Below are 22,021 nucleotides of genomic sequence, written 5' to 3'. Positions count from 1 at the left end.
AGGTATGAGCTTCGAACTGACCGAAGATCAGGAGCTGATCCGTAAGTCGGTGCGGGAGCTGGCATCACGCTTCGACGACCACTACTGGCTGGAGAAAGACCAGGGGCACGAGTTCCCGCAGGAGTTCTACGACGCCATCGCAGGTGGCGGCTGGCTCGGGATGACCATCCCCGAGGAATACGGCGGTCACGGGCTGGGCATCACCGAGGCGACGATCTTGGCCGAGGAGGTCGCCCGCTCCGGCGGCGGCATGAACGCCGCGAGCTCCATCCACATGTCGATCTTCGGGATGCAGCCGGTGGTGGTGTTCGGTTCCGACGAGATGAAGGCCGCGACGCTACCGCGCATCGTCAACGGCGACCTGCACGTGTGCTTCGGCGTCACCGAACCCGGTGCCGGACTGGATACTTCGCGCATCACGACGTTCGCCAAGCGAGACGGCGACAGCTATGTCGTCAACGGCCGCAAGGTGTGGATCTCCAAGGCGCTGGAATCCGAGAAGATCCTGCTGCTGACCCGCACCGAGAGCCGCGAGGACGTGGAAAGGCGGGGCGGCAAGCCGACCGAAGGACTCTCGCTGTTCCTCACCGACATCAACCGCGATCACGTCGACATCCGGCCCATCAAGAAGATGGGCCGCAACGCCGTCAGCTCGAACGAGGTGTTCATCGATGATCTGCGGGTCCCGGTCGCCGACCGCATCGGCGAGGAGGGCAAGGGTTTCTCCTACATCCTGCACGGGCTGAACCCGGAGCGGATGCTGATCGCCGCCGAGGCGCTGGGCATCGGCCGGGTGGCGCTGGACCGCGCGGTCAAGTACGCCAACGAGCGCGTGGTGTTCGACCGGCCGATCGGGATGAACCAGGGCATCCAGTTCCCGTTGGCCGACTCGCTTGCTCGCCTCGATGCGGCCGAACTGATCCTGCGTAAGGCCACCTGGCTCTACGACAACGGCAAGTCGTGCGGCCGCGAAGCCAATATGGCCAAGTACCTGTGCGCGGATGCGGGTTTCGCGGCAGCCGACCGAGCGCTGCAGACCCACGGTGGCATGGGCTATTCCGAGGAGTACCACATCTCCCGGTTCTTCCGGGAAGCGCGCCTGATGAAGATCGCGCCCGTCAGCCAGGAGATGATCCTGAACTTCCTCGGCGCCAATGTGCTCGGCCTGCCCAAGAGCTACTAGTAGCCGGCGATCTGGCCGACCGTATGGTGATCTGATGACTTCTGCGCAAGGACCGGCAGCTCCGCTGGCCGGTATCACTGTCGTGGCGTTGGAGCAGGCGGTGGCGGCACCGATGTGCACGCGGGTCCTGGCTGACTTCGGTGCCCGGGTTATCAAGGTGGAGAACCCGGCCGGCGGGGATTTCGCCAGGCATTACGACGATGTCGTCAACGGCCCGGGTGGCCTTGCGGCTCACTTCGTCTGGGCCAATCGCAACAAGGAATCGATTGCGTTGGACCTGAAGTCGGCCGAGGGTCTTGAGATCCTGCACCGGTTACTCGACCGCGCCGATGCGTTGGTGTCCAATCTCGCGCCGGGTTCCACCGCCCGGCTCGGCATCTCAGCCGACCAGCTGCGTGAGCGCCACCCCGATGTGATCGCCGTCGAGATCGACGGGTACGGGGCCGGCGGCCCGCTGTCGAACAAGCGCGCTTACGACCTGCTGGCGCAGTCGGAGTCGGGATCGTGTGCGGTGACGGGTTATCCCGGGATGCCGGCCAAGCCCGGACCGCCGATCGCCGACATCTCCACCGGGCTGTACTCGGCGCTGTCGATCATGGCGCTGCTGATCTCGCGGGATAAACGGACGCGTCCAGGCTCAGCCGTTTCTGTGAGCCTGTTCGACACGATGATGGACCTGATGGGATATCCGCTGACCTACGCCCAGCATTCCGGAATCGACCAGCAGCCGCTGGGAATGAACTCCCCGGCCGTCGCGCCGTACGGCTCCTTCGAAACAGCAGACAGTCAGACGGTGGTGCTCGGCACCACCAACGACCGGGAATGGCAACGGCTGGCGCGCGAGATCATCGACCGGCCCGACTTGGCCGACGACCCGCGGTACGCCAGCAACTCCGCTCGGTGCGCCCACCGCGACGAACTCAACTCGGCTATTCAAACCTGGTGTGCGCGACACGATCTCGCGCACATTCAGAAGACGGCTGATGCGGCGGGTATCGGCAACGCCCGCTACAATCTGCCCAGCGAGGTGCTCGCGCACCCGCAGTTGTCCGATCGTGACCGCTGGCGAACAGTGCAAACGACCGCTGGTCCGATCCAGGCAATCCTGCCGCCGCCGATCATCGAAGACTACGAGCAGCCGATGGGTCCGGTACCCGGCCTCGGTGAGCACACCGACGCGCTGCTGGCCGAATTGGGCTTGTCGGACAGCGACATCGGCAGACTGCGTGAGCAGGGTGCCGTCGCATGAACAATCGTCAGAGCTAAGGAGAAGCCATGCGGGAAACGGTGATCGTCGAGGCGGTCCGCACCCCCGTCGGTAAGCGAAACGGCGGGCTGTCCGGCATGCATGCCGCCGACCTGTCGGGGGTGGTGCTGAACGCGCTCGCCGAGCGCACCGGCTTGGACCCGGCGACCGTCGACGACGTGGTGTGGGGTTGCGTGTCCCAGGTCGGTGACCAGTCGAGCAATATCGGCCGGTTCTCGGTCCTGGCGGCCGGCTGGCCGGAATCCATTCCCGGCACGACCGTGAACCGGGCCTGCGGATCCAGCCAGCAGGCACTGGATTTCGCCGCGCAGGCCGTGATGTCCGGCCAGCAGGACGTGGTGGTCGCCGGCGGTGTCGAGGTGATGAGCCGCGTTCCGCTCGGGTCGGCGCGTGCAACCGGCATGCCATATGGCCCCAAGGTTCTCGAGCGTTATGACGACTTCTCGTTCAACCAAGGCCTTTCCGCGGAGATGATCGCGCAGAAGTGGGGACTGTCCCGCACCGACCTCGACGAGTTCTCGGCGCGCAGCCACGAACTGGCCGCTGCGGCACAGGATCGCGGGGCGTTCGATGACCAGATCGTGGCGGTGGCGACCGATGGCGGCGTGATCAGCGCCGACGAAGGCATCCGCCGCGGGACCACCGTCGAGAAGCTGGCCGGGCTCAAGCCGGCGTTCACCGAGGACGGCGTCATCCACGCCGGCAACTCATCGCAGATCTCCGACGGCGCCGCCGCGCTGCTGGTCACCACCGCGGAATACGCTGCCGCACAGGGCTGGACACCGCTGGCGCGCTATGTCGCGGGGGCGGTCGCCGGTGCCAACCCGGTGATGATGCTGACCGGTCCGATCCCGGCGACGGAGAAGGTGCTGGGCAAGACCGGTCTGACCATCGACGACATCGGGGTGTTCGAGGTCAACGAGGCGTTTGCGCCGGTGCCGCTGGCGTGGCAGGCCGACACCGGCGCCAAGGCCGAGCGGCTCAACCCCCTCGGCGGCGCGATCGCGCTGGGCCACCCGTTGGGCGGCTCGGGAGCGGTGCTGATGACACGCATGCTGTACCACATGCGCGACAACGGAATTCGCTACGGATTGCAGACGATGTGTGAGGGCGGCGGCACCGCCAACGCGACCGTCGTCGAGCTGATCGGCTGAGCGGCCTGATGCGCCGCGATCTTTTCACCGCCGATCACGAGGCGTTTCGCGAACTCGCTCGGGACTTCATCGAGAAGGAGGTCGTGCCCGCCTACCCGCAGTGGGAGAAGGCGGGCCGGATGCCACGCCAGACGTTCGCGAAGCTCGGGGAGACCGGGATCATGGGCGTCACGCTGCCCGAGGAGTACGGCGGCGGCGGCCAGGACGACTACCGCTACAACGTGGTCCTGCAGGAAGAAGCCGCCCGCGCACTGGTCACCTTGTCGACCGTGCGTACCCAACTCGAAGTGATCCTGCCGTACTTCCTGCACTACGCCAACGACGAACAGCGGGCGCGCTGGTTTCCCGGGCTTGCGGCCGGGACGCTGCTGACCGCGGTCGCGATGACGGAACCGGGCACCGGGTCGGACCTGGCCGGGGTTCGCACGACGGCGGTACGAGATGGCGACCACTACATCGTCAACGGCGCAAAGACTTTCATCACCGGTGGCATGCAGGCCGATCTGGTGGTCGTGGTGGCCCGCACCTCGACCGACCCGGACAACCGTCGCGCCGGCCTGACCCTGCTAGTCGTCGAGGACGGGATGGCGGGCTTCACCCGTGGGCGCGAGCTCGAGAAGATGGGCTGCAAGGTGCAGGACACCGCCGAGCTGTCCTTCGTCGACGTCCGGGTGCCGGCGGCCAACGTGCTGGGGGAGGAAGGCCAGGCCTTCAGCTACCTCGGGCACAACCTCGCGCAGGAGCGGCTCACCGTCGCGGTGGGTTCTGTTGCTCAAGCCCGCTCGGCGATCGCGGCAGCGATCGACTACACCCAGAGCCGCAAGGCCTTCGGCACGCCTGTCGCGTCGTTTCAGAACACCAAGTTCGAACTGGCTGCCTGCTCGACGGAGGTGGAGGCCGCCCAGGCCATGCTCGACCGGGCGGTGAGCCTGCACGTCGAGGGTGAGCTCAGCGGCGCCGACGCCGCCCGGGTGAAGCTGTTCTGCACCGAGATGCAGCAGCGGGTGGTCGACCGCTGCCTGCAGCTGTTCGGCGGGTACGGCTACATGATGGAGTATCCGATCGCGCGCCTCTATACCGATGCGCGAGTGGCCCGGATCTACGCCGGGACCAGCGAGGTGATGAAAGTGATCATCGCCAAGTCGCTGGGTTTGTAGCCGGCCCGCCGTCGCGCTGGACCCGTCGCGAGATCGACTTCATGGCTGCTGATGGCGCCAATTCACAGCCCTGACGTCGATGTCGGGACAAGCGATTCGCTTACCTGAAACTTTTTCCGCTGAGACCCTTGTCACATCCGCCCGAACCAACCTACTGTGTGTTCACTAGGTTGGTCTGGCGGAAAGGAGTGCGGTGACGACGACTCGCCCCTACGCCACCCTCCTCGCCAAAGGGGAGGATCGTAAGCAGCGCATCCTCGACGTCGCGCAGCGGCTCCTGGCCCGCAATGGCTGGCGCAACACCACCCTCGCGCAGATCGCCAAGGAGGCCGGCGTCACCGCCGCGGGGCTGCTGCATCACTTCGAGTCCAAGGAGCAACTGCTGCACGCGGTGCTCGACGCCCGGGATGCCGACGACAGCGAGCATGCCGACTACCTGACCGGCGACCTGGTCGAGGGCATCGCCAATGCCGCCGACCGGTTCGACCGCTCGCCCCAGCTCGTCGGCACCTTCGCGGTGCTGATGGTGGAGAACATCGCACCCGACGCTCCGCTGCACGACCGGCTGGTCGATCGCTATCGGCAGGCGGTCGACATCATCGCCGACCGGATCCGCAGCGGTCAGGCCGAAGGCCGATACCGATCAGACGTGAACCCGGCCCGAAAGGCCGTGGAAATCCTGGCATTTGTGAACGGAATGGAGACCTCATGGCTGCTCGACCCGTCGATACCGCTGATCGATGTGTTCCGGGAGTACTCCAGGTCGCTGGCGAGCCAGCTGATGGCGCCCGCCGGATCATGAGGTACCGGCTCGACATCGTCGCGCCCAGCGTCGCCGAGGCGGTGCGGTACGCCGGCGGCTGGATCTTCGACCGCGTGATGGCGGGCTGGGATGTCAACGTTCTGCTCGCGCAGCCCGGCGACACCCGGCCCCTGACGATCCTGGGCGCCCAGACCTCCGACTTCGAATCGATGATCGCGGCCGGCGACGATCAGCCGCACCCGCAGGCGCTGGCTGTCGCCGCCGATCTCCTCGATACCGACGCACGGGTCCGTGAGGGCGTGCTGCGCGCACTGGACTACGGCATGACCGAGGTGGCGTTGTGGGGTGAAGCGCAGTCTGGTGATCTCGACCGCGACATCGACTCCGTCGAGCACCGCCTGAGCTCGGCGGCGCGGGTGTTCAAGGCCCAGGCGCTGGCCGCGGCCGATGTCGACGACGTGTCGGTCGCCGCGACCGAGACCTTCCGCAGCGGCGCGATGAGCTGCCCGCCGATCGGCGCCGACCTGGTCCCGGCCGGCTGAGGGCGGACGGAAACCTACTCCTTGATGGAGATGGCCTGCCGGGGGCACTGACGCACCGCGTCGCGAATCTGTGCCTCGTTCTCCGGGGTCACCTCGTCGGACAGGACGTGCAGGTAATCCTGGTCGTCGACCTGGAACACCTCCGGGATGATCCCCATACAGATCGCGTTGGCCTCACACAGGCCGAAGTCCACTTCAATCTTCATCGCAGCACCTTCACCGGTACGTGGGAGTAACCCGCCACATTCTGCATCTGTACGCGGCGCAGCCCATCCCACTGGACTTCGTAGCGCGGCATGAAGTCCAGCAGTTTCTCCAGCGCCAGGGCGCTTTCCATGCGGGCCAGGGCGGCGCCGAGGCAGCTGTGGATGCCGTAACCCAGGCCCAGGTTCTGCGCCTCGGTGCGGTCGCGGTCGATGTCGAAGGCGTCGGCGTCGGTGAAGGCGGCCGAGTCGCGGTTGGCCGACGCCAGCAGGAGGAACACCGGCTTGCCTGCCGGGATCTTGCCGCTGGGCACCTCGGTGTCCTTGAGGGTGTAGCGCACGTTGTACTGCACCGGCCCCTCGTAGCGCAGCAGTTCCTCCACCGCCGCGGGAATCTTGGACCGGTCGTCGAGCAGCTTGCGCCACTGGTCGGGGAAGCGGGCGAAGTTGACCGCGGCGGTCCCCATCAGCTTGGTTACGGTCTCGGCACCCGCACCGCCGAGAAGCGTTGCGAAACCGCAGATTTCGATGTCATCCAACCGGCGCATGTGGCCGTCGTCATCGGGGATCTCGGCGGCGATCAGGCGGCTGATCATGTCATCCTGCGGGTTCTCGCGCCGCTCCTGCACCAGGCCGTAGTAGTACATCGCGGTCTCGATATTGGCCTGCATGCCGGCCTCGCTGGTCCCCATCTGCCCGGGCTCACGACTGAGGCTGGTGTCGATCCAGTGCCGAACCTGCTGCCGGTATTCCTCCGGCACGCCGGCCATCCGGGTGATGACCTCGACCGGGAACGGCCCGGAGAAGTCCTGGACCACGTCGAAGTTGTCCGGGTCGGCCGCCGCCAGATACTTGTCCGCCAGTTCGATGACCACATCACGTTGCGACTGCACCGCACGGGGGGTGAAGGCTTTGTTCAGCAGACTGCGCATGTGCCGGTGCTCGGGCGGGTCCATGAAGATGATCGACTTCTGCGGCGGCTCGTCCGCTTTCACCATGGCCAGATCGCAACCGCGGGTCGACGAGAAGCTCTCATGATCCTTCAGTGCCGCCGCGACATCCTCGTGCCGGGAGATCGCGTAGAAGTCCTCTTTAGCGTCGTAATACAGCGGGGCCTCGGCCCGCATGCGCTCGTAGATGTCGAACGGGTTGTTGAAGTACTCCTGCGAGAACGGATCGAAGACGAGTTCGGCCTGAGTCATTGCGTTCTCCTCCGAGGCGAGAGCTGGGTCTTGAGCGTTACGGAAGGTTGGTTGAGTGTAACGCTAACAGTGGGTCTGACGGGAGAGCGGAAAATGGCTAATTCCCCTCACCTTTCGCGCTCGGAAGGCCGGCGTCGACGGCCGCCCCCAGCAGTCCGAGGTCGGTCCCCAGATCGGCTGCGGTCGCGCGGACGACGGCGACGTCCTTGCCGATGAATTCACCGACTGCAGCGATGAATCCGCTCGCCGAGCCGACGCGCGCGATCGAATCCAGAGCTCGGCTGGTGCCGCTGCCGTGGGGGAGTGCGCCGAGCAGGGTGGTCTCGTCGACACCGAGGCGACCGGCCAGCGCGACCGCCTCCGCCACGATGCCGATCTGCGCGGCGAACAGCGCGTTGTTGATCAACTTGACCCGCTGACCGAACCCCGTCGGTCCGACGTGCAGCACCGGATCGGCGTAGCTGGACAGCACCGGCCGCGCCAGCGCATACGCGTCGTCGCCGCCGCCGACGAACACCGTCACCGTTCCTGCGGCGATGTCATGCGGTCCGCCGCTCACCGGTGCGTCGAGCACGCCGATGCCGAGTTCGTCGGCGTGCGCGGCGATCGCTTCGGCGGTGCGCGGATTGCCTGTGGTGTGCAGGATCAGCACCGCGCCCTGGCGCATGGCGCCCAGCAGGTTGTCGGCCAGGACGATCTGGCGCACCTGCTCGTCGGTGAAGACGCAGAGAACCACCGCGTCGGCCTCACGGGCCACATCGGCGGCGCTCCCGGCCGCGGTCGCACCCAATTCGCCTGCTGCGATGAGCTTCTCGGGAGTCCTACCGAGCACGGTGACGTCGTGGCCGGCGCCGGCCAGCCGCTGCACCATGGGTGCGCCCATCCGGCCCGCCCCGATGAAGCCGACTTTCACCGTGGGTTGTCCATCAACCTCAGTGCGGCGTCGGCGGCGTCCAGCACCGCACCGGGCTGTGCGCCTGCCTTGTCGGCGATCCCCGCGATCAGGCTGACGTCCTTGTGCAGCAGCCCCGCGGCGACCTGCTTGAGGATGTCGAGGTTGCCGCCGAATCGGGCCACGCTGCCCAGCGCGAAGCTGTTGGCCGATCCCCGGGTGATGACCTCTGACAGGTTCTCGGGTGTGATACCCAGCGCCGCACCGAGATCCAGCGCGGTCTTGGCGGTCGCGATGTTCGCGGTGAACAACAGGTTGTTCAGCAGTTTGGTGACCTGTCCAGAGCCGACGTCACCCAGGTGCACGATCGGATCGGCGTAGGTGGCGAACACCGGGCGGACCTTCTCCACCACGGCATCCTGACCGCCGACCATCACCAGAAGCTTTCCCTCCTCGGCGGCCGGGCCACCACCGCTGACCGGAGCGTCGACGACGGAGACCCCCTGAGCGGCGGCCTGCTCGGCCAACTGTCGGCAGGTGTCCGGGTGCACGGTGGCGTGCACGGCGATGATGCCGCCGGGCTGCAGTCCGGACAGCACGCCGCCGTCGCCGGTCGCCACCTCGAGCACGTCGGCGTCACCGACCACACACAGGCACACCAGGTCGCTGGTGGCGGCCAGCTCCTGCGGCGTGGCCGCGACCGTGGCCGCGGTGTCGGCGAAGGGTTCCACCGATGCCGCGCGCCGGGCCCACAGTGTGAGCGGGTAGCCGCCCTCGACGATCCGGCGTGCCATGGGCGCGCCTTGGCTGCCCAGCCCGATGAATCCGACGCGCATTAGCCGGCCTCTCTGTCCATGTCGGCGGTGATGCAGTTCGTGAAGAACGACACGACACTCGAGTGATACTGCGCCGCAGCGATACCCAGGCTCAGATTGTGTCCTGCGCCGTCCTGGTGGTGGATCTCCACCTGCGCCGACGTGCCGAACAGTGCCGCGATGTCGGCCAGTGCTTCCGGCGTGGAGTCCCACACTCGTTCGTGCTCGGCGGCGGTGAAACGTACCGGCGCGGTGACATGGCCGGCGAGCGCCGGGAAATCCCGCCCGGCCCAGTGGGTCGAGATCTCCGCTTCTTGCGGCGGTGCGCCGGCGGAGCCGACGGCGTTGATCACGTCGGCGGGATAGAGCTCTTCGGGCGCCCAGATCAACTCGCGCAGGCCGGCGGGCCGGTGGGTCGGCGTCGCCTGCTTGAGAATGGCTCTGGCAGAGGGGTATTGGCGCAAGCCGGTGCCGGCCAGCTCGATACCCAGCAGGTCGCGGCCCCGCTCGGCGACGGCCATCCGCAACGCGAGTTCGCAGCCGTTGGAATGCGCCAGGATGAACAGGCCGGCGCCGCGGTCTCGCTTGCCGAGCATCGCGTCGGCGGCGCCGTAGGCCAACTCGACCCGGCGTTGCGGCTCCCACATCGAATCGGAGTAGGGCGCCGATGCTCCGTAGCCCGGCCGGTCGAGTGCCACCGCGCTGAAACCCGCTGCGGCCGCGGCCCGTAAGAACGACAGCTCAGGGTGGTTGGGGCAGTCGAAGTAGGCCGCTGAGGACGCCCCGCCGTGCAGGGCGATGATGACTCCCTTCGGATCTGCCGCCTCGGCGAACAAGCCCGACATCGGGATCCCGTCGACCGGAACCATCCGGCGCACCGGGGTGCCGGTGCTCATCCGCGATCCGCCTTCGGATTCTCGCTCATCCGTCGACCCGCATCAGCAGAACCCCGCTCGGCGTCAGCCCTCCGCTGCTCGCCACCGCGACGCGGGCGCCCGCGACCTGCCGATCGCCGGCCTCGCCGCGCAGCTGGCTGACCGCCTCGTGGATCAGGCCCATACCGTGGGTTCGGCCGTGGGAGAGCTGACCGCCGTGGGTATTCAACGGGAGTACACCGTCGCGGGCGATGTTGGCGCCCCCGTCCAGAAAGTCCTTCGCCTCGCCAATGCCGCAGAAGCCGAGCGCCTCCAGCCACGACAAGCAGTTGAAGGTGAACCCGTCGTAGAGCTCGGCGACGTCGACATCGCTGGGACGCAACGAGGTTCGCGTCCACAGATGCGCCGACTGGCCCAGCACCTGCGGCTCGTGGGTCATGGTCGTCTGATCCCAGTCGGTGCGTTCGACGATCTGGGTGCCGACGGCCTCGAACAACACCGGCGGCTTGGGCAGGTCGCGGGCGGCTTCCACCGCGGAGACGATCACGGCGACCGCGCCGTCACAGGGCACATCGCAGTCGTAGAGCCCGAACGGCGTGGTGATCGGCCGCGCCGACAGGTAGTCCTCCATTGTCATCGGGTCGCGGTAGATGGCGGTCGGATTCAGCGCGGCGTTGGCCCGCTGGTTGATAGCGATCCAGCCCAGTGTCTCGCGGGTGGTGCCGTAGCGGGCGAAGTGCCGTTGGGCGTTGAGCGCCAACGTGTGTGCGGCGGAGGTCGCGCCGAACGGCATCTGCCAGCTGCTGGTGCGCGCCCCGCCGGGCGGCGCCATCTTGCCCTGCTTGAGCAGCTCCTGGAAGGTCGACTCCCACAGCGTGCGGAAGCACAGCACGTGCCGGGCCATCCCGGTGGCGACGGCCATCATCGCCGCGATGATGGATCCACCTGGCCCGAAGGTGTCCATCCCGCCGTTGATCCACGTGGGCCGCAACCCCAGCGCGCCCTCCAGTGCGGTCACGCCGCCTTCGCCCATGCCGGCGATGTCGAGGCCGGGATAGGTGGACAAGCCGTCGATATCGGCGAACGTGAGCCCGGCATCGGCCACCGCGGCTTCGCAGGCCTCGACGGTCAGCGACAACGGGTTCACCATCAGGCGGCGCCCCAGCCGTGACGCGCCGATTCCGGTGATCGCCGACCGCTCCTCGAACTTGGTGGCGGTCAGCGGCGGCCGGACATGCTTGGCGAAGTCCTGCGGGGCGATCTCGTCGGTCGGTTGCTCGGCGATCTGTTTCGGTGTCACCGGGCGGAACAGCGGCAGATACACGTCGTCGTTCTGCTCGAAGACGACTTCGACAAGCTGGCCGAGTTCCAGATCGGCGGGGTCGGCGTCGATGATGTTGGTGGTCAACCGGACTCGCGGATCCTCCTGGATCGCCACCTGGGCCACCACATAGGGCGCAGGCAAGCCCGGAATGCTGAACCGCTCGTTGACGGTGAACGCCGACAGCACGGCTACGCCACTGACCGGCTTGGCCTTGAGGTCGTGGCTTCCGCAGTACCGGCACACCGGCTGCGGCGGATGGATCAGGGAGCTGCACCCCTGGCACTCCTGGATGCGCAGGGTGTCGTCGGCTCCCGAGGTCCAGAAGAACTCGTTCTCGCCGGTGACCTGAGGCAGCGGGGCGCGGGTCACTGGGCGTAGCCCCAGCGGGCCTCGAAGACCGGTGATTCCTCGGCCGGTGTGTCCACAGGTCCGGTCTCGCCGTCGAACTCGTTGTCGCTGATCTCGATGATTGCGTGCACCGGGCAGTCGAACAGCGCCCGCAGGACATCGTCGCGGTCGGCCTCGGCCACCCTGCCATCCCCGATCAGGGACGCATAGCCCCAGTCGTCGAGCGAAAAGTGCTTCGGCGCGTGCTTGGCGCAGGCACCGAAACCGTCACAGAGCGTCCGGTCCAGCCGAATTCGGATCTCACCGCTCATGGCTGCGTCACCGCCTCCACCTCGTAGGGACGCTGGGCGCTGAATCGGCCTGCCCCGCATGCATCACAAGCGCCGGCCAGATGCTGTTCGACAACCGCGGGGAACTGCTTGAGCAGGCTGCCCGCCACATTGGCCGCCCCGTCGAGGGTGGCGCAGGCACCCCGGCCGCGCAGCACGACTGACCAGCGCTCCAGGCGGGCCACGTCCTCGGCGGTGGCCGCACCGTCGCGCAGCGCGCCTGCGGCCGCGGCCATCGCCGCCGTGCCGTTGAAGCACGACCCGCACTGCCCGGCGTTCTCCCGGTCGAAGTAGGCCAGCACCGATGCCGCCACTGCCACCGGACAATCGTCGGTGAGAATCGCCACCGCGCCGCAGCCGAGGCCGCATCCGAGCTCGCGGAACGTCTCGTGATCAAGGGTGGTGTCGAGCACATCGCGGTTCAGCAACCCGGCGAAGTATCCGCCCATCAGGGCGCCCTGCACCGAGTCCGGCGAAACACCGTGTACGGCAAGAAGATCGCGGAACGGCATGCCGTGCGGCACCTCGTAGAGGGCCGGTGGCCGTCCCGCGCCGGTGATCGTCATCAGGAAGGTGCCCGGCGAGGCCGCCGTGCCGGCCGAGCGGAAGGCCGTGGCGCCGTTGCGTTGGAGATACGGCAGGTTGGCCAGCGTCTCGACGTTACTGACCAGAGTGGGATGTCCTGCGACGCCGTGCTGGAACGGCCGTGGCGGCTTGTCGGTCGGCTTGGCCGGTCCGCCGTTGACGGCGCGTACCGCGGCGGTTTCCTCACCGGCCACGTAGCCAGCGGTCACAGTGACGATCGAAATCTGGAGGCCGCCAAGCGTATCGAACCCCACCTCGCTGAGCGCGGCGTCGACGGCGCGTGCCGCATCGAGGTCGGAGACGTAGACGTAGGCATGTTGGGCGCCGACCAGGCGGGCCGCCAGTCGCACACCGTCGAGCACCAGGTGCGGACGGTGGCGCAGCAGCCACCGGTCCTTCACCGACGCGGGCTCGCCCTCTTCGCCGTTGGCCAGCACCACGGTCTCATGGCCGCGGGTGTGCGCGGTGCGCACCGTACGCAGTTTGACCGCCAGCGGGAAGGCGGCGCCACCGCGGCCGAGTAGGCCCGAGCCTTCCACCTCGGCGAGCAGACCCTCGGCGCTGTCCAGCGGCGAGTATCCGCCCACGGACACATACGCGCTCATGCTCTCCACCGTTGCCGGCAGTCGCAACAACCGCGGGGTGACTCCCGGTGCACAGGCGACGGTCAAGGCCGTGTCTGCGGCTGCGGTGGCATTCATCGGTCACCTCTTCTGATTCGGGCACCCGGCGCGCGATCGCTAGGCTGAGGCCCATGAGAACGGCGGTGGTGCGTGTCGATGTGGACCCGGCCGGTGAGTTGACGCCCGCTGCGCTCACCGAAGGGGTCGCGGCGCTGCGCGCACTCGCCGACGACAGCGGCGTGACCGTGGTCGACAACAACCTCGCCGCGATGCCGCGCGGGCGGCGTGTTGCCGAATTGCTGATCAGCAACACCGCGGTCGACGATCTGACGCGCATCGGAGTCGCCTTGTGCGCCAAGGCGTTCGGTACCGCACCGGTGATCGGTGTGGTGACCTACGTCAGCCGCGGGACCGACGAAGATGCGCACGGCGTGCTGGCAGGGTTCGGTCTGCACGGCGAGATCGCCCGAACCGCAGGCGACGACGGCTACGACATTCTGGACGTCACGCTCAGCAAGGCCGACATGGCGCGCATCCCGGAGAGTCGGGTGCACACCGCGTTGGAGGCGTCGACCAACTGCGAGATCCGCATTCGCCTGGTCTGAGGACAACCGGATGGTCATCGGCCCAAGAAGTCCAGAATGGCTGGGGCCGCCTGCACCCAGGTGTCGAACATGTTGAAGTGCTTGACTCTTCCGGATGCGCGGTCCTCGCCCGCGCGCTCCCAGGCATCCTCCGGCCACGGTGGGTCGATCAGCGTAGAGCCTTTGATGAGGCAGTTCACCTCGAGTGAGGTGCGCTTGGGGTGGTCCCAGTCGTTCTCGCCGCCGCGGATGATCAGGGTGGGCACCGTGATGTCGCCGAAGAACTCGTCGTCGACGCCGGGGATCGCCTGACCGGGCTTGGGCACGAACGCATTGAGCCAGCGCAGCATGACCCGCAGGAACTCGTCGGGATCCATCGCCAGGATGCGCTCTTTGTTCGCCGGGTTCTCGGCGATACGTTCCTTCCATTCATCCACGTGCAGAAGGCCTTTGATGCCGAGGCCACGCACCGCGAGGATGCTGGGAACCAGATAGTAGGAGCCCAGCACGAAGCTACCGTAGACGCCGCCGACGATGTTCCACGTCACCAGCTTGGTGGCGATCTCGGGGTACAGGATCGTGGTAAGGATCGAGTCGCGGGCGCCACCGGAGCCGCCGGCGATGATGCACGGACCGATCCCCAGACCGGTGATCAACCCGTGCAATGTCTCGGCGCGCATGTGGGATTCGCTCTGCCCGTAGAACTGGAGGTCGGACTTCCCGCAGTTGGGCCGGTCCCACAGCAGCACCCGGTAACCGCCCTTGACCAGTTCCTCGGCCAACGGTCGCAAGCCCTCGATGTCCTTGCTGTACCGGCCGCCGGGTGTCAGGGCGATGAAATCACCTGTTGCGCCGAGGATCTCGTAGACGACGTTTCCGCCGTTGATCTCCATGACCTGCTCGCCGTCACGCAGTTGCGGACCGGCGGTCACCGGGGCGCTCATGCCATCACCAGAACGTCGTCGCCCACCACGCGTACCGGGTATGTGCGGATACTCCACTCCGGCTTGACCGCCGTCGTGCCGGTCGCCAGCTCGAATCCCCACTGGTGCCAGGGGCAGTAGATGTACTCCAGATCGCGCACCATCACCGCATCGCCCGGGACGCTCTCGTCGACGATGTTTCGTCCACGCGGGCGTCCCGAGCACAACGGGCCGCCTTCGTGCGGGCAGTAGTTGGCGATCGCGTAGAACGTGCCGTTGACGTTGTACACCCCGACACCATGTCGGCCGATCGGCACCAATTTGTGTGTGCCGGGCGGAATTTCGTCCACGCTCGCGACAACGTGCTCTCGGCCCTGCGCCAGGCGGGGCTGCTTCTCGGGTTTGGTCATCTGCTCAGAACACCCGCGTCTGACCCTCGAGGGCCGGGACGGTGTCGGGCAGGCCGTACGTCTCGATCCCGTTGCGGAACATCACCGCTTCTCGCGCATGCTCGGGCAGGTGTTTGACCAGCCAGCGCGGGTCGTCGTAGGTCCAGTGCGGATAGTCCGAGGAGAACAGCAGGATCTTCTCGCATTCCATCCATTCGAAGGCCCGCAACAGTTCGGTCTTGTCCTCGGGATAGTCCAGCGGCTGGGTGGTGAACTTGATGTGGTCCTTGACGTACTCGCTTGGCTTGCGCGTGATGTCCAGCCAGGACTTGCGGGCCTCGTAGATGGCGTCCATCCGCCACATCAGCGGCAGGATCCAGCTGAAGGCGTGCTCCACGAACACGATCCGCAAGGTGGGGAACCGGTCGAAGAGCCCGTCGAAGATCATGCTCATCACCTGATTGGCGGCCAGCAGCGAGTAGCTGACCATGAAATCGTGGTTATAGCTGGGGAACCCGACCGGCGGAATCGGCAGGGTCTCGAAGAAGCCCCGCGACAGGTGGCAGCTGACCGGTTTGTTGGCTTTGACGGCCGCCGCCCAGATCGGATCGTATTTCGGGTCACCCCACGACGGTCGCGGCTCGGCCTTGATCATGACCTGGGCCATGTACGGGTGCTCGGCCCACTTCTCGATCTCGCGGGCGCCGCCTTCGGGGTCTTCGATGGCGACCAGGATCGAGCCGCGCCAGCGTTCGTGCCAGTTTGTCTTGCTGTCCAGCCAGTGCTCGGCCTGCCAGGTGTTATGCGCGTAGGACAATGCCGCGGTGGCTTCGGGTATCCGGCAGGGCGCGTGCGCGGGTTCGAGGATGCAGACGTCGGCACCGGCCTCCATGATGGCCTGGCGAAGCGCGAGGTCGGGGTCGCTGCAGGCGAATTCGCCGTCATCGGGGAAGGTGTCCACTCGCATCGCGTAGGCATGCGCATAGTCGGGAGCGTCATAGTAGATCGTCTCGCCGACCCGGTGGTTCCTGAAGTACTTGGTGCGTATCGGCTCAGGGATGTACTCCTGCAGCACCCCACGCTTGGGCACCGGGTGGACATCGGAGTCGACGCACCGGATCGCGATGCGTTCGGCGGGAGCGACTCGCTCCTGGCTGTGGGTGAGAGTCATCGTGATCTCCTTAGCTCTCTATGCGAGTCAGTGTGTTCCGACGCCGGCCGGGATGTCTATGCCGTAGAGCGCCGCGGCATTGCGCCAGCAGACTTTCTCGCGCTGCTCAGGGGTCCACGCGCTGGGCAGCGCGTGGATATCGCCGCAATGCCAATGCGGATAGCTCGAGCCGAACATCAGCATGTCCTGCTTGCCGGTGAAGGACAGCCACTCGTCGGCGAACTCGGCGTCGCCCGGCCCGTCGAGGCTGTTGTGGATGAAGTGGACGTGCCCCGGCAGATAGTCACTCGGCATCTTCGGCGCCCACGGGGTTTGTTCCAGGTGTGGCCGTCCGAAGCAGTCCATCCGCCACATGAACGGTGTCAGCATGTCGCCGGCGCCGTCGGCGAAGACGAACTTCAGGTCCGGCATGCGTTCGAACACGCCCTCGGCGATCAGGTTCAGCAGGTGATAGATGTAGCTCAGGGAACTGAAGCCCAGGTACTGCTCGAAGGTCCTGGTGTGCCCGGACGGCGTCGGGGGGAATGCGATGCCCTCGCCGGTTTCGATATGGGTGGCCACCGGCAGGCCCGCGTCGACGGCTGCCTCCCAGAGATCCCAGAACTGCGGCTTGCCGTAGAGCTCGCGGGACTGCAGCGGGATACCGATCTGGACGACTCGCGGGTGATCCTTGTATTTCTCGATCTCTCGCAGCGCGCCGCGGATGTCATCGGGGTTGACCCGGATGGTGCCACGGAATCGCCCGCCGAATTCGGGATGATCCAGCCAGCGCGACACCATCATCTCGTTGTGGGCGGCCAGGATCGCCGTGCCCAGGTGCCGGTCGGGCATGATGCCGCGGCCCATCGGATGCAACACCGCGACGTCGACTCCGCGATCGTCGAACAGCTGCTGGGCGACGAAGGCCGGGTCGGAACCCGGATACTGCCGGTCCGGCCCGCGGGTCCCCCCGAGGTATTCGCCGCCAGGTGCGCCGTACCAGTCCATTTCGTAGTCGGGGAAGCCGCGGCTCTTGAACGGCTCCCGCATCACGCCGCGCAACTCGGGCGTGGACCCGAAGAAAATGTGCACGCTCGCGTCGATGACGGGAGTCGTCGTCCCGTCGCGGTGCTCTATCACCAAAGCCGCCTTCCGGAGGTGCGTCTGCGAGTAACCCGAGTTCTTCAACGGCAAGAATACTGTTCTCGCGTATGAGAGTAGAACCTCATTACCACTTTGCCTCAACCGACCGTAGGCAGCAAGCAAATCAGCCGGTAGAGTGCGATACCGTCTTAGGAGAACCTATGGTTCACGAATAGAGAATTAGATTTCCATTCGGGTGCTCTGACCCCGGGTAGGAGGCGGCGAGTGCTACTGGAATTCGATGCTGATCAGCGGTTGTGGCAGGACACCGTGCGTGACGCGGTGGCCAAGCAGTGCCCTGCGTCGTTGATCCGCGGGATCGCCGAGGACGGCGTCGACCCGACTCCGCTCTGGGAGTCCTACGTGGACGCCGGTTGGACGGAGCTAGCCGACCCGGAGAACGCAGTTGAGCTGGCGATCGTGCTGGAGGAGTTCGGCCGGGCGACGGATCCGACGCCGTTCTTGGCCACCCTCACCCAGTTCGCGCCGCTGGCCGGTGATCGCTACGACCCGCGAGAGGCCGGGACCGCCGTCTTCGAGGGCATTACCGCTCATCGCGACAGCACCGGGTGGGTGCTATCCGGAACCTCCCGGTACGTCCTGGACGCCGACCGGGCGCAGAAGCTCGCGGTGGTGACCGACGCCGGCGTGTTCCTCGTCGACGCCGCCGTCGCCACCGTCACCCGGGTCTCGGTGTTCGATCCGGTCATGCACGTCGCCGACGTCACCTTCCCCGGTGTGGTGGTGTCCGACGACGATCGGGTGCACGCCGACCCCGAGCGGGCCCGCCACGTAGCGCTGACCGGAGTCGCGATCACGACGGTCGGGGCGTGTCAGCGGATCCTCGACCTGGCTCTGCAGCATGTCCGGGATCGCCACCAGTTTGGAGTGCCGATCGGCTCTTTCCAAGCGGTGCAACACAAAGCGGTCGACATGCACGTCGCGATCGCACGGGCCCGCGCCCTGGCCTACTTCGCCGCGTTGACCATCAGCGCCGACGATCCGCGCCGCCGGCTGGCCGCGGCGATGGCGAAGGCTGCCGCCGGCGACTGCCAGTCGGTGGTGTTCCGGCACGGCCTGCAACTGTTCGGCGCCATGGGGTTCACGTGGGAGAACGACGTTCAATTCGCGCTCAAGCGGGCCAAGTCCGGTGAGCTCATGCTGGGCGGCGCCGCCGAACATCGCGCCGTGATCGCCGACGAGTACAGGGAACTGTAGATGCAACTTTCGTTCGATCCCGATGTCGAGTCATTCCGCGACGAGTTCAGTGCGTTCCTGGACGCCAACCTGCCCAGCGAGGCCGAGACCCAGGAGCGGCCGCGGTCGGTATCCCACATGCCGGCCTGGGCGCGGCGCTGGCAGCGGCTGCTGTTCGACAACGGGTGGCTCCTGCCCGGTCAGCCGCCGGAGTTCGGCGGCCGCAACGCCTCGATCCTGCAGCAGTTCGTCCATCTCGAGGAGCTCTGCCGCCGCAGGATCTATCACAGTTTCAACCCGCAGGGCGTGAATATCATTGCTGCGTCGCTGATTTCGTTCGGATCCGACGAGCAGAAGCACCACTGGGCGGTGCCCGTGCTCAAGGGTGAGAAGACCGCATCGTTGGGAATGAGCGAACCGAGTGCGGGGTCGGACCTGGCCTCCCTGCGCACCCGCGCAGTCCTGGACGGCGACCACTTCGTGGTGAATGGCCAGAAGGTGTGGACCTCTGGCGCCCACGATGCCGACTTCCTGCTGACGTTCGTCCGGACCGATCCGGACGCCCCCAAGCACAAGGGCATCAGTGTCCTGCTGATCCCGACCGACCTGCCCGGGGTGGTCTGCCGGCCGTTTGCGTCTATCTGCGGGATCGACGACAAGGACTTCAACGAGGTGTTCTTCACCGATGTCCGGGTCCCGGTCGACAACCTGGTCGGTCCGCTCAACGGTGGTTGGGGGGTGGCCAACGGATCGCTGGGCCACGAACGCACGATGATGTGGCTGGGGTTCGCCGACCGGATCGCCAACATGATCGGGGACTTCGAGCCGAAGACGCCGCTGGAGAAAGACCAGTACGCGTCGATGATCATGGACTACCAGGCATTGCGACTGATGGGTTCGGAAGGACTGGCCAAGGCTGCACGCGGAGAAACCGACGTGGCCTCGGTGTCGGTGGTCAAGCTGTTCGGTTCCGAGGCCGAGCTGCGAGCGTCCGAATACGCGCTCACGGCAAGCGGATCCGATGGGTTGGTACACCCGTCCAGCACCGGGCCCTACGCGCACCTCAACCTGGACCACTACTTCGCCAGCTGGTTCGAGCGTCATGCCCGCAGTTTCTCCGGAACGATTGCCGGGGGTACCTCGGAGATTCAGCGCAACATCATCGCTCAGCAGGTGCTGAGCCTGCCCCGGTCCAAGTAGACGCCGCACTAAGCTCCGGCCCGCGCGCGACACGCGAATCCGGGCTGCTCCAGCCCCACCGCCGGCCCTCCCTGGCCCGCCGGTTGCGCGCCTGGTGAAAGCAGCTTTCTGCCCTGGGGTTAATTCGCGCGTGTGGTGGGTAATGAGCTCTCACCGGATTGGTTCCACATGCCTGAAAGCCGACGGCGCTATCCCGTACGCCGTTTGCTGACTGGATTCTGACGCCGTCAAGGGGCTCTCAGGAATTCTCAGGTTATTCCGAGTTGCTCAGGTTCGCAAAAGAGCCACAGTTAACTCACTCTGCAAGAAAAATCGCGATAAACGAGCTATCTCAGCGAATAGTTATCGCGTCGCGATGCGTCTGTGTTACCCCGGCCGTGGAACTCGTCACCTGGACACTCCCTGACTGGTCCCGCTTGTACTCGACACTGAACTGCGTAGACGGCGATGTTCCCCTTCACGGCGCGGTTCAAACCGGTTTCTGCAAACTGGTCGGACTGCTGAGCGTGCATCGCGGTGAGCGCCCTGGGAACCGGGCCTCGGGCCGACCGGCGGCGTGTCGCGCCTGCGACTCGCGGTGAATTTTTTCCGCGCGCCGGAACGCCTGTCTGCCAGCAGCAGCGAACGAGATGGCGGGTCACAACCGCCACACAGGTTCTTGCTGATCGTTCGCTTTGCTCACGATTTTCGCGTCTCGGCCCGGTACTGATTTGGTCACCGCAACCGTGGGCTGGAGCCGCGTCCGGCTACCGCCTAAGGCGTGCTTAGGCCCCACGTAAGCCACGACACGACCCGACCAGGGAGGTCATCGCGAGCCGCAGCGCCAGCCGACGCACAATTCTTTGCTGTAACTATATATGCGTACACGTTAAATAAGCTGGGCTAATTTCGATCTAGCTAACTCGAATCGAATTGATCACGGATTCGACACAGCAACGCCAAAAAACTGAGAGCAAACACTTGGCTACTTAGGTTCTTCTCAGGTATGTTCGCGCTTGTCGGGGCACAGCCATTTTGAAGGGATAGTCATGGACGTTGCTGTTCGGTCGTATCTGACCGCGGGGGTGGCAGTCTTCGGGGCCAGCGCGATTGTGCTGGCGCCCATCCAGGTGACACCGCCGGATCTCCATCTGGTGCGTGATCGCGCTATGTCGGCTCTCGCCGATGTTTCACTGTCCTCGCTAGAAGACGTGATCCAAGCCATCAACAACGGGTGGAACGGTGTGAAGGGCGGACTCAACGCCCTCAATAGCGCCGCTGACACCGCGATCACGCAATTCGGCGATGCCCTCCAGGCGACGCTGATCGCCGGGATCGGCTCGGGCAACACCGCTCTGCAGTCCGTGGTCGACGGCCTGCTCGACGGCGGAAGCACGCTCGCCCGCGCGGTCGACAACGCCATCGCCGCGTTCCCGAACCCGCAGGCGTTCATCGACGCGGTGGTGCAGGCCTTCGCCAACATCGATGTCAATCTCGGGCTGGCGATCCAGGCTGCACTCAATGCCGCACTGAATCTCAATCTGAACCTGAACGCGGAAGACCTGGCCAACGCTCTGATCGCCGGCGGTGTCGCTCTTGCCGCGGCATTCAACGCCGCGGTCGCGGGCTTCCCGACGCCGGCCGACTTCGCGGCGGCGTTCGAAGCTGCGCTGGCCGCCGTCAACCCCACGCTCGGCATCGTCGGCAACGTGATCACCAACCTCACCGGTGCACTGGGCGATGTCGTCCGCGCGGCGATCACGGCCAAGGTCGACATGTTCCAGGCGGTGCTCACCGCACTCGCTGACAGTGGCAGCGCCCTGTTCGCGGCTTTCCAAGCCGCGTTGACGGCGTTCCCGAACCCCGCGGCGTTCATCACCACGCTGGTTCAGGCCTTCACCAACATCAACGCCAACCTGGGCCTGCAGCTGATGCTCGCGCTCCAGGGCGAGATCAACAGCGTCGGGGACCTCCTCCAGGCTCTGGTCAACGGTGGCGTCACTCTGGCGGCGGCGTTCAACGCGGCTCTGGGCGACTTCCCGACCCCAGAGGCCTTCGTCAACGCGCTCACCGGTGCGTTGGCAGCGCTGAACCCCACGCTGGGTGTGCTCGCGAATGCGTTCACCACGTTCACCGGTCAGTTGGCGACCACGATCCAGGCCGGAATTGCGGCCGGGCTCACCGGTTTCCAGGC

General features: G+C 66.3%; 21 protein-coding genes and 1 pseudogene. 10 read left to right on the top strand and 12 right to left on the bottom strand.

Translation table 11 applies throughout. The features are described 5' to 3' along the window. The first annotated feature begins 4 nt into the window (after nucleotides 1-4). From CRM90_RS25120 to CRM90_RS25095, 6 genes are all read left to right on the top strand, one after another. The gene (locus tag CRM90_RS25120; RefSeq protein ID WP_199190047.1) at nucleotides 5-1,183 is read left to right on the top strand and encodes an acyl-CoA dehydrogenase family protein; all 1,179 of its coding nucleotides are present in this window, start codon (nucleotides 5-7) and stop codon (nucleotides 1,181-1,183) included. A 34-nt stretch (nucleotides 1,184-1,217) separates the two neighbouring features. Beyond that, the gene (locus tag CRM90_RS25115; RefSeq protein ID WP_102809622.1) at nucleotides 1,218-2,432 is read left to right on the top strand and encodes a CaiB/BaiF CoA transferase family protein; all 1,215 of its coding nucleotides are present in this window, start codon (nucleotides 1,218-1,220) and stop codon (nucleotides 2,430-2,432) included. A 26-nt stretch (nucleotides 2,433-2,458) separates the two neighbouring features. Further along, nucleotides 2,459-3,604 (top strand): thiolase family protein, encoded by a 1,146-nt coding sequence (locus CRM90_RS25110; RefSeq protein WP_102809621.1) that lies wholly within the window; start codon nucleotides 2,459-2,461, stop codon nucleotides 3,602-3,604. An 8-nt stretch (nucleotides 3,605-3,612) separates the two neighbouring features. Further along, nucleotides 3,613-4,761, top strand: coding sequence for an acyl-CoA dehydrogenase family protein (locus CRM90_RS25105; RefSeq protein WP_102809620.1), 1,149 nt, complete (start codon nucleotides 3,613-3,615; stop codon nucleotides 4,759-4,761). 193 nt (nucleotides 4,762-4,954) lie between these two features. Continuing rightward, nucleotides 4,955-5,563 (top strand): TetR/AcrR family transcriptional regulator, encoded by a 609-nt coding sequence (locus tag CRM90_RS25100; RefSeq protein ID WP_102809619.1) that lies wholly within the window; start codon nucleotides 4,955-4,957, stop codon nucleotides 5,561-5,563. Continuing rightward, the gene (locus tag CRM90_RS25095) at nucleotides 5,560-6,066 is read left to right on the top strand and encodes a hypothetical protein (protein ID WP_102809618.1); all 507 of its coding nucleotides are present in this window, start codon (nucleotides 5,560-5,562) and stop codon (nucleotides 6,064-6,066) included. Before CRM90_RS25100 ends, CRM90_RS25095 begins: the two co-directional genes overlap by 4 nt. A 14-nt stretch (nucleotides 6,067-6,080) precedes the next feature. Here CRM90_RS25095 and CRM90_RS25090 read toward each other — a convergent pair whose 3' ends face one another. From CRM90_RS25090 to CRM90_RS25055, 8 genes are all read right to left on the bottom strand, one after another. Then, nucleotides 6,081-6,272, bottom strand: coding sequence for a ferredoxin (locus CRM90_RS25090; RefSeq protein ID WP_102809617.1), 192 nt, complete (start codon nucleotides 6,270-6,272; stop codon nucleotides 6,081-6,083). After that, complete coding sequence (locus tag CRM90_RS25085; protein WP_102809616.1) at nucleotides 6,269-7,471, bottom strand: cytochrome P450; 1,203 nt, start codon at nucleotides 7,469-7,471, stop codon at nucleotides 6,269-6,271. Before CRM90_RS25085 ends, CRM90_RS25090 begins: the two co-directional genes overlap by 4 nt. A 97-nt stretch (nucleotides 7,472-7,568) precedes the next feature. Continuing rightward, the gene (locus tag CRM90_RS25080) at nucleotides 7,569-8,384 is read right to left on the bottom strand and encodes an NAD(P)-dependent oxidoreductase (protein ID WP_102809615.1); all 816 of its coding nucleotides are present in this window, start codon (nucleotides 8,382-8,384) and stop codon (nucleotides 7,569-7,571) included. Further along, nucleotides 8,381-9,199: an NAD(P)-dependent oxidoreductase gene (locus tag CRM90_RS25075; protein WP_102809614.1), complete on the bottom strand. Its 819-nt coding sequence runs from the start codon at nucleotides 9,197-9,199 to the stop codon at nucleotides 8,381-8,383. The genes CRM90_RS25080 and CRM90_RS25075 overlap by 4 nt, the downstream gene beginning before the upstream one ends. Beyond that, nucleotides 9,199-10,074 (bottom strand): alpha/beta fold hydrolase, encoded by an 876-nt coding sequence (locus CRM90_RS25070; protein WP_102809613.1) that lies wholly within the window; start codon nucleotides 10,072-10,074, stop codon nucleotides 9,199-9,201. The genes CRM90_RS25075 and CRM90_RS25070 overlap by 1 nt, the downstream gene beginning before the upstream one ends. Before the next feature lie 25 nt (nucleotides 10,075-10,099). After that, nucleotides 10,100-11,746, bottom strand: a complete 1,647-nt coding sequence (locus tag CRM90_RS25065) for a thiolase C-terminal domain-containing protein (RefSeq protein ID WP_102809612.1) — start codon at nucleotides 11,744-11,746, stop codon at nucleotides 10,100-10,102. Then, nucleotides 11,743-12,024: a ferredoxin gene (locus CRM90_RS25060; RefSeq protein ID WP_502693319.1), complete on the bottom strand. Its 282-nt coding sequence runs from the start codon at nucleotides 12,022-12,024 to the stop codon at nucleotides 11,743-11,745. Before CRM90_RS25060 ends, CRM90_RS25065 begins: the two co-directional genes overlap by 4 nt. An 8-nt stretch (nucleotides 12,025-12,032) precedes the next feature. Further along, a complete protein-coding gene (locus tag CRM90_RS25055) occupies nucleotides 12,033-13,340 on the bottom strand; it encodes an NADH-ubiquinone oxidoreductase-F iron-sulfur binding region domain-containing protein (RefSeq protein WP_102809610.1) in 1,308 nt (435 codons plus the stop codon). A gap of 53 nt (nucleotides 13,341-13,393) precedes the next feature. Here CRM90_RS25055 and CRM90_RS25050 point away from each other — a divergent pair, with 53 nt between their 5' ends. Next, complete coding sequence (locus CRM90_RS25050; RefSeq protein ID WP_102809609.1) at nucleotides 13,394-13,867, top strand: hypothetical protein; 474 nt, start codon at nucleotides 13,394-13,396, stop codon at nucleotides 13,865-13,867. Between the two features lie 14 nt (nucleotides 13,868-13,881). Here CRM90_RS25050 and CRM90_RS25045 read toward each other — a convergent pair whose 3' ends face one another. From CRM90_RS25045 to CRM90_RS25030, 4 genes are read right to left on the bottom strand one after another with little or no spacing between them, the layout of a single operon-like run. Next, nucleotides 13,882-14,790, bottom strand: a complete 909-nt coding sequence (locus tag CRM90_RS25045; RefSeq protein ID WP_102809608.1) for an alpha/beta fold hydrolase — start codon at nucleotides 14,788-14,790, stop codon at nucleotides 13,882-13,884. Further along, complete coding sequence (locus tag CRM90_RS25040) at nucleotides 14,787-15,179, bottom strand: Rieske (2Fe-2S) protein (protein WP_036344104.1); 393 nt, start codon at nucleotides 15,177-15,179, stop codon at nucleotides 14,787-14,789. Before CRM90_RS25040 ends, CRM90_RS25045 begins: the two co-directional genes overlap by 4 nt. Nucleotides 15,180-15,183: 4 nt before the next feature. After that, the gene (locus tag CRM90_RS25035; RefSeq protein WP_102809607.1) at nucleotides 15,184-16,329 is read right to left on the bottom strand and encodes an amidohydrolase family protein; all 1,146 of its coding nucleotides are present in this window, start codon (nucleotides 16,327-16,329) and stop codon (nucleotides 15,184-15,186) included. 27 nt (nucleotides 16,330-16,356) lie between these two features. Continuing rightward, nucleotides 16,357-17,448, bottom strand: a complete 1,092-nt coding sequence (locus CRM90_RS25030) for an amidohydrolase family protein (RefSeq protein ID WP_102809656.1) — start codon at nucleotides 17,446-17,448, stop codon at nucleotides 16,357-16,359. Between the two features lie 228 nt (nucleotides 17,449-17,676). On the opposite strand from CRM90_RS25030, the gene CRM90_RS25025 reads away from it, so the two are divergent. From CRM90_RS25025 to CRM90_RS25015, 3 genes and pseudogenes are all read left to right on the top strand, one after another. Then, the gene (locus CRM90_RS25025) at nucleotides 17,677-18,669 is read left to right on the top strand and encodes an acyl-CoA dehydrogenase family protein (RefSeq protein WP_102809606.1); all 993 of its coding nucleotides are present in this window, start codon (nucleotides 17,677-17,679) and stop codon (nucleotides 18,667-18,669) included. After that, a complete protein-coding gene (locus CRM90_RS25020) occupies nucleotides 18,670-19,848 on the top strand; it encodes an acyl-CoA dehydrogenase family protein (protein ID WP_102809605.1) in 1,179 nt (392 codons plus the stop codon). A gap of 1,028 nt (nucleotides 19,849-20,876) precedes the next feature. Next, nucleotides 20,877-22,021, top strand: a pseudogene (locus CRM90_RS25015) (hypothetical protein); the annotation flags it as partial.

Source organism: Mycobacterium sp. ENV421, from assembly GCF_002887815.1.
Taxonomy (GTDB): Bacteria; Actinomycetota; Actinomycetes; order Mycobacteriales; family Mycobacteriaceae; genus Mycobacterium.
This window is presented reverse-complemented; position numbering and strand designations above follow the sequence as displayed.